Below are 8,109 nucleotides of genomic sequence, written 5' to 3'. Positions count from 1 at the left end.
GGTAGTTCAGTTGGTTAGAATACCGGCCTGTCACGCCGGGGGTCGCGGGTTCGAGTCCCGTCCGCTCCGCCAACATTTCGATAAGCCCTGCTAGCAATAGCAGGGCTTTTTCGTATGCGTATTTCAAAGAAAAATTAAAGCGAAATACGCAAGCAGTTTACTAAAGAAGCGATAGTTCAGTTGGACCGAGATTGTTCCAGACAATCTTCGGCATTCGCTCCATCCATGGAGCTTTTAGACTCTTTTAAAAAGAAAGTGGCCTGTCACGCCCGGGGGGCCGCGGGTTCGTCTCCTGATAAGAATAAGTCCGCTTCGCCAACATTACGATAAGCCCTGCTAGCAATAGCAGGGCTTTTTCGTGTCTGCAATTTCTTTGGTTGCTCATATTTTAGACGTAACCCACATTGTTAAGCTTAATTTTTTCAGCAACTTCTAGATGGTCACCGCTCACTGTAGTCTACTTCGTGTTCGCTTTTCTTCGATTGTTTAATCACGCTGCTACATCGAACATGCTCTATGCTTCTGCGATCTACTTCTTTAGGCTACAATAGATTTTTTCCTCTAACCGATATTCAAATGCCAAGCAGTCCACTTTACTCTCTTAAAGACTTCAATACGTTCGGATTAGCCCGAGGTTGTCAGCAATTGGTTCGAGCCAACACAATAGATGCGCTGATTGATACCTGTTGCAAACTCTATCAAGCACAGTTACCTATGCTGATCTTAGGTGGCGGTAGTAATATTGTTTTGTGTGAAGACTTTTTGGGCACTGTGGTGCTAGTTGAAACCAAGGGTATTGATATTGTCGAGGACGACAGTTACCACTACCTCACGGCAGCTGCTGGTGAAAATTGGCATGATTTGGTTTGTTTTTGCCTAGACCAAGGGTTTTCTGGATTAGAAAACATGGCGTTGATACCTGGGACTGTTGGAGCTGCGCCCATCCAGAATATAGGTGCATATGGCGTTGAGCTAAATCGCTTTTGTGATTGGGTAGAATATGCAGATTTGGGTAATGGCCAGTTAAAACGCTTAAGTACCGATGAATGCGAATTTGGTTATAGAGACTCGGTATTTAAGAATGATTTACTGGGTAAAGCTGTCATTACTCGGGTCGGCTTTAAGCTACCGAAAGTGTGGTTACCACAGCTAGGTTATGGGCCTCTTAGAGAGTTTGATGCAAAGCATGTGACAGCAAAGCAAGTATTTGATTGTATATGTGAAACGCGCCGAGCCAAGCTACCTGATCCTGCACAGTATGGTAATGCCGGTAGTTTCTTTAAAAATCCATTGATTGATACTAAGCAGTATGAATCTTTAGTGTCTACTTATCCAGATATGGTTGGTTATCCTCATATTGAGGAACAAACAAAAGTAGCAGCAGGTTGGTTAATTGATAAAGCTGGCTTAAAAGGTTATCAAATCGGCGGTGCTGCGATACATACTGAACAGGCATTAGTATTGATTAATAAAGACAATGCCACTAGTGATGATGTTTTGGCGCTGGCGAAATCTATTGTAAGTAAAATAGAAAGTAAATTTGGCATTAGATTAGAAGCTGAACCCAGAATGATAACAGCAACAGGCGAAAGGAGTTTATAACATGGCTGAGCAATGGATCCGTAAACGCGAAATTCTTACTGAATTAGCGACTGGCACATTCGTATCTGGCGAGGCGCTAGCAACTCAGCTTGGTGTTTCTCGTACTGCAGTTAGTAATCACATTTCTGGTTTAGAAGAATATGGTGTGGATATATATAGCGTAAAGGGCAAGGGCTATCGTTTAAATGGACCTATTTCTCTAGTCAACGAAGCTGAATTAAAGCAGCAGATTAGCAGCCGTTGTTTTTATTTCGATGAAATCCCGAGTACTAATGCTTTTATCTTAAAACACGCTGAAGACTTGGTTTCTGGCGATATCTGTGTCGCTGAATACCAATCAGCGGGGCGGGGTCGTCGTGGGCGCGTATGGGTGTCGCCTTATGGCTGCCATCTGTATTTTTCTATGTATTGGCAATTCCCCCAAGGTATGGCACAAGCAATGGGCTTGAGCTTAGTCGTTGCCTGTTCGATTGTGACAGTGCTTGAAAAGCTTGGTGTTAAAGAGGTTGGTGTTAAATGGCCTAATGATATCTATCTTGAAAGCAAAAAGCTTGCCGGGGTACTGATTGAAATGAACGGCCAAACAGACAGCGAGTGCAATCTAGTTATTGGCATTGGTTTGAATATGGCGATGGGTGAGCAACACGCTGCACAAATTGACCAACCCTGGAGCGATTTAACCGGTCAGCAAACTATGCCGGATAAAACTGAGTTACTGGTTTTATTGCAAAAGCAGTTACATCAAGATCTTACTCTGTTTCAAGGTTCCGGCTTAACAGCATTTACTGGGCGTTGGGCCGCTGCTGATTTATTTGAAGGGCAAGCGGTAAAATTACTTATGGGCCAGGATGAAGTGCATGGGATCTGTAGAGGCATTGATGACCAAGGCGCCATATTGCTGGAAACAGATGCTGGTGTGCAGAGCTTTATTGGTGGTGAGATTAGCCTACGTAAAGCTGACTAATCTCATTTGAGTTTATTGCTCTGATAAGATCATTTACGCAATAGGACTTGATCCATCATGTGGTCAGGTCCTTTTTGTAGAATTAGATGGGCTCTTTCTCGAGTAGGCAAAATATTTAAGGTTAAATTGGGTCCGTTAATCGTGTCCCAAATATTGGCTGCCGTTGCTGTCGCTTCTTGATCATTAAACTTAGAATAATGATGAAAGTATGAGTTCTCATCGCTGAAAGCGCCGGTTCTAAATTGTAAAAATCTATCTATATACCATTGTTTCAAAAGATTTTCGTTGGCATCCACATAAATAGAAAAATCGACAAAATCTGAAACGAAAGGGCGTTGAGTATCAACTGGTAAATCTTGCCCTGTTTGCAATACATTTAAACCTTCAATAATCAAAATATCTGGTTGGCGTACCCATTGTTGTTCATCAGGGATCCTGTCATAGGTAATATGCGAGTATATCGGCGCACTGACTTCTGACTCGCCAGCTTTAATTGCCGAGATAAATTCAACTAGGGCTTTCATGTCGTAGCTTTCTGGAAAACCTTTACGCTGTAATAAACCACGACGCTTAAGTTCTGCTAAAGGGTATAAAAAGCCATCTGTAGTGATCAGGTCGACTTTCGGGTGTTCTGGCCAGTGGCTTAACAATGCTTGCAAAATACGTGCAGTGGTACTTTTACCTACAGCAACACTACCAGCAATACTGATGATGTACGGTCGTTTAGGTGGGACATGCCCAAGGAATTCATTTAATGCCAGGCCGCGCTGTTGTTTGGCGCCGACGTTAAGATTGAGTAGTCGGCTAAGAGGCAAGTATATGTCGGTCACTTCTGACAGGGATATTTTTTCGTTTATGCCACGCAAATCAGCTAGATCTGTTTCGCTTAGAGTTAATGGTACAGATTCTCTTAGGCTCGCCCACTGTAAGCGTTGAAATGCCAGATAAAGCGCGTTGTGAATTTGGTTGGATTGGGACATTGCGAAGTTCTCCGTTCAGGAGAGCACATTACACTATGAAATTATTATGAACAACTGCAATAAGAAGTAGGCAGCTTGCTTTCAGTGCTAATTCATCTTGAAAGCCTTAAAAGTATACTCAAAAAGGCTGTTAAGCATAAAAAAACGCCATTTAACGGCTTTTTTTAATAAATTTTCACTTTTGCTATTGCACTTATGCGCACATTTCCATAATATCCGCTACCGAAATGACACGCCGGCATAGCTCAGTTGGTAGAGCAACTGACTTGTAATCAGTAGGTCCCGAGTTCGACTCTTGGTGCCGGCACCATTTCTCTGGAGGGGTTCCCGAGTGGCCAAAGGGATCAGACTGTAAATCTGACGGCTCAGCCTTCGAAGGTTCGAATCCTTCTCCCTCCACCATATTCTAGGTAGTTAGGTAACCTGAAGTAGGTTCCGCGGATGTCGTATAATGGTATTACTCCAGCCTTCCAAGCTGATAACGCGGGTTCGATTCCCGCCATCCGCTCCAAAATCTTGCTGATAATACTTAATCAGTAGAAAGCACTCGGTCTCGAGTGCTTTTTCCAGTTTAAGACTACCTATCAGCTCCAGCCTGCTTCTCGCCAATCTAATTATCTTACTAACTGATTCGATGACATATTTTATGCATCGGATTTTTTGCTATATGCAGTTTCATCACCAAATACTTTGGATTGGGGCAATACCATGGCTAAAGAAAAATTTGAACGCGTAAAACCACATGTTAACGTGGGCACCATTGGTCACGTTGACCATGGTAAAACTACTCTAACTGCTGCTATCTCTGCTGTATTGACCAAGAGTTTCGGTGGTACTGTACGTGATTTCGCACAGATCGATAACGCTCCAGAAGAGCGTGAGCGCGGTATTACAATTAATACTTCTCACATCGAATACGATACTCCATCACGTCACTACGCACACGTAGACTGTCCAGGTCACGCGGATTATGTTAAAAACATGATCACTGGTGCTGCACAGATGGACGGCGCTATCCTAGTAGTAGCTTCTACAGATGGTCCAATGCCACAAACACGTGAGCACATCCTGCTTTCACGTCAGGTTGGTGTACCATTCATCATCGTATTCATGAACAAGTGTGACATGGTAGATGACGAAGAACTTCTAGAACTAGTAGAAATGGAAGTTCGTGAACTTCTATCTGAGTACGACTTCCCAGGTGATGACCTACCAGTTATCCAGGGTTCTGCTCTTAAAGCTCTTGAAGGCGAGCCAGAGTGGGAAGCTAAGATCCTAGAACTAGCTGAAGCTCTAGACACTTACATCCCTGAGCCAGAGCGTGCTATCGATGGTGCATTCATTCTACCAATCGAAGACGTATTCTCTATCGCTGGTCGTGGTACTGTTGTTACTGGTCGTGTAGAGCGCGGTATCATCAAAGTAGGTGAAGAAGTAGAAATCGTTGGTATCAAAGATACAACTAAGTCTACTTGTACTGGTGTTGAAATGTTCCGTAAGCTTCTAGACGAAGGTCGTGCTGGCGAGAACTGTGGTGTTCTTCTACGTGGTATCAAGCGTGAAGAAGTAGAACGTGGTCAAGTACTAGCTGCTCCAGGTTCAATCACTCCACACACTACTTTCAAGTCAGAAATCTACGTTCTGTCTAAAGAAGAAGGTGGACGTCACACTCCATTCTTCAAAGGCTACCGTCCACAGTTCTACTTCCGTACAACTGACGTAACCGGTACTATCGAATTGCCAGAAGGCGTTGAAATGGTAATGCCTGGTGACAACGTAGCTATGACTGTTACTCTAATCTGCCCAATCGCGATGGACGAAGGTTTACGCTTCGCAATCCGTGAAGGTGGCCGTACAGTTGGTGCTGGTGTTGTAGCTGAGATCGTTGCTTAATTAGCAACGAGTCTTAACTCGATACTGAAAAAGGCAGCTTAGGCTGCCTTTTTTGTTTTTATTGCATTTAGGTTGAATTTGTTAGTGAAGCTGAGCTATGTATTCTTGCCAAATAAGTGGAATAAGAATACAATCTATGACCGATTTTTGAGTCGTTGATTATACTTTACCTAAGTATATTGAGCGGTCGCCAGTTCGGATAGCGAGTCTGACTGAATTTTTCACTGAGCAAAATGCTGTTTTTAATAGCATCACTTGACTCAGATCGTAGTGAGTAACGGAATTAACCGATGACAACAAATACTGAAAGCCAGGGTAACTCTCTGGATATCGTTAAGTGGGGCCTAGTCGTAATCTTGTTGGCTGCTGCAATTATTGGCAATCAATATTTTAATGAAGCAAATGTTGTGGTTCGCGCTCTGAGTGTAGTCGTGACTTTTGCTATCGCTGGTTTCATCGCGTTGCAAACAGAAAAAGGCAAGCAAGCTTTAACTTTTGCTCGTGAATCACAGATTGAAGTTCGTAAAGTGGTTTGGCCTACGCGTCAAGAAGCACTCAATACAACTTTCATTGTATTAGCTGCAACAGCCGTTTTAGGTTTAATCCTTTGGGGCCTAGATGCAGTATTGCTTAGAATTGTTAATTTTATTACAGGCGTATAGGCATTAAGTATGACTGAAGCTACTGAAGCTAAAAAGAGATGGTATGTAATTCAAGCGTTTTCCGGCTATGAAGGCCGTGTATGCAAAACTCTGCTTGAACATATCAGAATGCACGAAATGGAACATTACTTCGGTGAGGTACTAGTACCGACTGAGGAAGTTGTTGAAATGCGTGCAGGCCAACGTCGTAAGAGCGAACGTAAGTTTTTCCCTGGCTATGTATTAGTTCAGATGGAAATGAATGATGAAAGCTGGCACTTGGTTAAAAGCATTCCACGTGTAATGGGCTTCATCGGTGGTACGTCTGATCGTCCTGCCCCGATTTCTGATAAAGAAGCTGATGCAATTCTTCAGCGTCTACAAGAAACTACTGAGTCTCCAACGCACCGCGTTATGTTTGAGCCAGGTGAAGTTGTACGTGTTACTGACGGACCTTTTGCTGACTTTAACGGTACTGTTGAAGAAGTGGATTATGAGAAGAACCGCGTTAAGGTTTCTGTGATGATCTTCGGTCGTTCAACACCAGTAGAACTTGATTTTAGTCAGATTGAAAAAAGCTGATTAAATAAAGCACAAATAGTATTTGGAAATGGGTGCGAATTTATATATAATTCGCACCCATATTTTTCGGGGAGCTTTTCAACATAGTGTTGATAGCGTTTGAACCCAAACTTGAGGAAAATGTCTCATGGCAAAGAAAGTTGATGGTTACATCAAACTACAAGTTGCAGCCGGTGCTGCAAACCCGTCGCCACCAGTTGGTCCAGCATTGGGTCAGAAAGGTGTTAACATCATGGAATTCTGTAAAGCATTCAACGCTCGTACTGAAAAGTTCGAGAAAGGTATGCCAATTCCTGTAGTTATCACTGTTTACTCTGATCGCTCTTTCACTTTCGAAACTAAGACTCCACCTGCGTCTTTCCTACTGCTTAAAGCAGCTGGTCTGAAGTCAGGTTCTGGCCGTCCTAACACTGAAAAAGTGGGAACTATCAAGCGTAGCGCTGTCCAGGAAATTGCTGAGACTAAAGCCGCTGATATGACTGGTGCTGATATTGAAGCGATGACTCGCTCAATTGAAGGTACTGCGCGTTCAATGGGTTTGGTAGTAGAGGACTAATATAATGGCAAAGCTAACTAAACGCGCTCGTCTAATTCGCGAGAAAGTTGAAGCGACTAAAAGCTACGACATCAATGAAGCTGTTGCACTTCTTAAAGAACTAGCTACTGCTAAGTTCCTAGAAAGTGTTGACGTTGCTGTTAACCTAGGTGTTGACCCACGTAAATCTGACCAAAACGTTCGTGGCGCTACTGTGCTACCACACGGTACTGGTCGTGAAGTACGTGTTGCTGTGTTCACTCAAGGTGCTAACGCTGACGCTGCTAAAGAAGCTGGCGCTGAGCTTGTTGGTATGGACGAGCTTGCTGCACAGATCAAAGCTGGCGAAATGAACTTCGACGTAGTTATCGCATCTCCAGATGCAATGCGCGTTGTTGGTATGTTAGGTCAAATCTTAGGCCCACGTGGTCTAATGCCTAACCCAAAAACTGGTACTGTAACGCCAAACGTTGCTGAAGCAGTTAAGAACGCTAAAGCGGGTCAAATCCGTTACCGTAACGATAAGAACGGTATCATCCACACTACTATCGGTAAAGTGGACTTTGAACCAGCTCAACTTAAAGAAAACTTAGAAGCACTAATTGGCGCGCTTAAGAAAGCTAAGCCAGCTGCTGCTAAAGGCGTTTTCATTAAGAAAGTAAGCATCTCTACCACTATGGGTGCAGGTGTTTCAGTTGACCAGGGTTCTCTGGACGACGTTAAGTAATTTACAAGTTTCGCGCATTAGTCTATAATGCGCGCACTTTGTAGGGTTGGGGCTGTTATTTAATCTTTTAGATTGATTATTAGCCTCCGTCCAAGACCGTAGGTGTTGGCTCAAGTAGTTAACTTAATTTCCTGCGTAGACGGTGTCGGACCCCAGATAGATTTTATTCTGCTGGATATATTCGC

At 43.4% G+C, this 8,109-nt stretch carries 8 protein-coding genes and 3 tRNA genes; 10 read left to right on the top strand and 1 reads right to left on the bottom strand.

Translation table 11 applies throughout. From position 1 onward, the window contains the following. Window positions 1-576: 576 nt before the first annotated feature. Together murB and birA are read left to right on the top strand one after the other, a co-directional pair. Window positions 577-1,602, top strand: a complete 1,026-nt coding sequence (gene murB / locus MSG37_RS20660) for a UDP-N-acetylmuramate dehydrogenase (protein WP_248472612.1) — start codon at window positions 577-579, stop codon at window positions 1,600-1,602. Window position 1,603: 1 nt separating this feature from the next. Further along, entirely contained in the window at window positions 1,604-2,566 is a 963-nt protein-coding gene (birA, locus tag MSG37_RS20655) for a bifunctional biotin--[acetyl-CoA-carboxylase] ligase/biotin operon repressor BirA (RefSeq protein WP_248472611.1), read from the top strand. A gap of 29 nt (window positions 2,567-2,595) precedes the next feature. Here the strand turns inward: birA and coaA are convergent, their stop codons facing one another. Beyond that, window positions 2,596-3,546 carry a type I pantothenate kinase gene (coaA, locus tag MSG37_RS20650; protein ID WP_248472610.1) on the bottom strand — a complete coding sequence of 317 codons (951 nt, stop codon included), beginning with the start codon at window positions 3,544-3,546 and terminating at the stop codon, window positions 2,596-2,598. Between the two features lie 234 nt (window positions 3,547-3,780). Here coaA and MSG37_RS20645 point away from each other — a divergent pair. From MSG37_RS20645 to rplA, 8 genes are all read left to right on the top strand, one after another. Next, a tRNA-Thr gene (locus MSG37_RS20645) sits at window positions 3,781-3,856 on the top strand. 7 nt (window positions 3,857-3,863) lie between these two features. Continuing rightward, window positions 3,864-3,948, top strand: a tRNA-Tyr gene (locus tag MSG37_RS20640). Between the two features lie 35 nt (window positions 3,949-3,983). Continuing rightward, window positions 3,984-4,057, top strand: a tRNA-Gly gene (locus tag MSG37_RS20635). Between the two features lie 197 nt (window positions 4,058-4,254). After that, window positions 4,255-5,439, top strand: coding sequence for an elongation factor Tu (gene tuf / locus MSG37_RS20630; RefSeq protein WP_248472595.1), 1,185 nt, complete (start codon window positions 4,255-4,257; stop codon window positions 5,437-5,439). Between the two features lie 290 nt (window positions 5,440-5,729). Then, window positions 5,730-6,101, top strand: a complete 372-nt coding sequence (gene secE / locus MSG37_RS20625; protein WP_028767985.1) for a preprotein translocase subunit SecE — start codon at window positions 5,730-5,732, stop codon at window positions 6,099-6,101. 9 nt (window positions 6,102-6,110) lie between these two features. After that, complete coding sequence (gene nusG / locus MSG37_RS20620; RefSeq protein WP_248472608.1) at window positions 6,111-6,662, top strand: transcription termination/antitermination protein NusG; 552 nt, start codon at window positions 6,111-6,113, stop codon at window positions 6,660-6,662. A gap of 127 nt (window positions 6,663-6,789) precedes the next feature. Further along, window positions 6,790-7,218, top strand: coding sequence for a 50S ribosomal protein L11 (gene rplK, locus MSG37_RS20615; protein WP_012153448.1), 429 nt, complete (start codon window positions 6,790-6,792; stop codon window positions 7,216-7,218). 4 nt (window positions 7,219-7,222) lie between these two features. Beyond that, window positions 7,223-7,924 (top strand): 50S ribosomal protein L1, encoded by a 702-nt coding sequence (gene rplA / locus MSG37_RS20610; protein ID WP_248472606.1) that lies wholly within the window; start codon window positions 7,223-7,225, stop codon window positions 7,922-7,924. Window positions 7,925-8,109: the final 185 nt, after the last annotated feature.

It is taken from the genome of Shewanella sp. 1CM18E, from assembly GCF_023161665.1.
GTDB lineage: Bacteria > Pseudomonadota > Gammaproteobacteria > Enterobacterales > Shewanellaceae > Shewanella.
This window is presented reverse-complemented; position numbering and strand designations above follow the sequence as displayed.

Excerpts from the sequence above, each read along its gene's own strand:
- murB (WP_248472612.1), top strand. The coding sequence starts at position 577 with ATGCCAAGCAGTCCACTTTACTCTCTTAAAGACTTCAATACGTTCGGA.
- birA (WP_248472611.1), top strand. The coding sequence starts at position 1,604 with ATGGCTGAGCAATGGATCCGTAAACGCGAAATTCTTACTGAATTAGCG.
- coaA (WP_248472610.1), bottom strand. The coding sequence starts at position 3,546 with ATGTCCCAATCCAACCAAATTCACAACGCGCTTTATCTGGCATTTCAA.
- tuf (WP_248472595.1), top strand. The coding sequence starts at position 4,255 with ATGGCTAAAGAAAAATTTGAACGCGTAAAACCACATGTTAACGTGGGC.
- secE (WP_028767985.1), top strand. The coding sequence starts at position 5,730 with ATGACAACAAATACTGAAAGCCAGGGTAACTCTCTGGATATCGTTAAG.
- nusG (WP_248472608.1), top strand. The coding sequence starts at position 6,111 with ATGACTGAAGCTACTGAAGCTAAAAAGAGATGGTATGTAATTCAAGCG.
- rplK (WP_012153448.1), top strand. The coding sequence starts at position 6,790 with ATGGCAAAGAAAGTTGATGGTTACATCAAACTACAAGTTGCAGCCGGT.
- rplA (WP_248472606.1), top strand. The coding sequence starts at position 7,223 with ATGGCAAAGCTAACTAAACGCGCTCGTCTAATTCGCGAGAAAGTTGAA.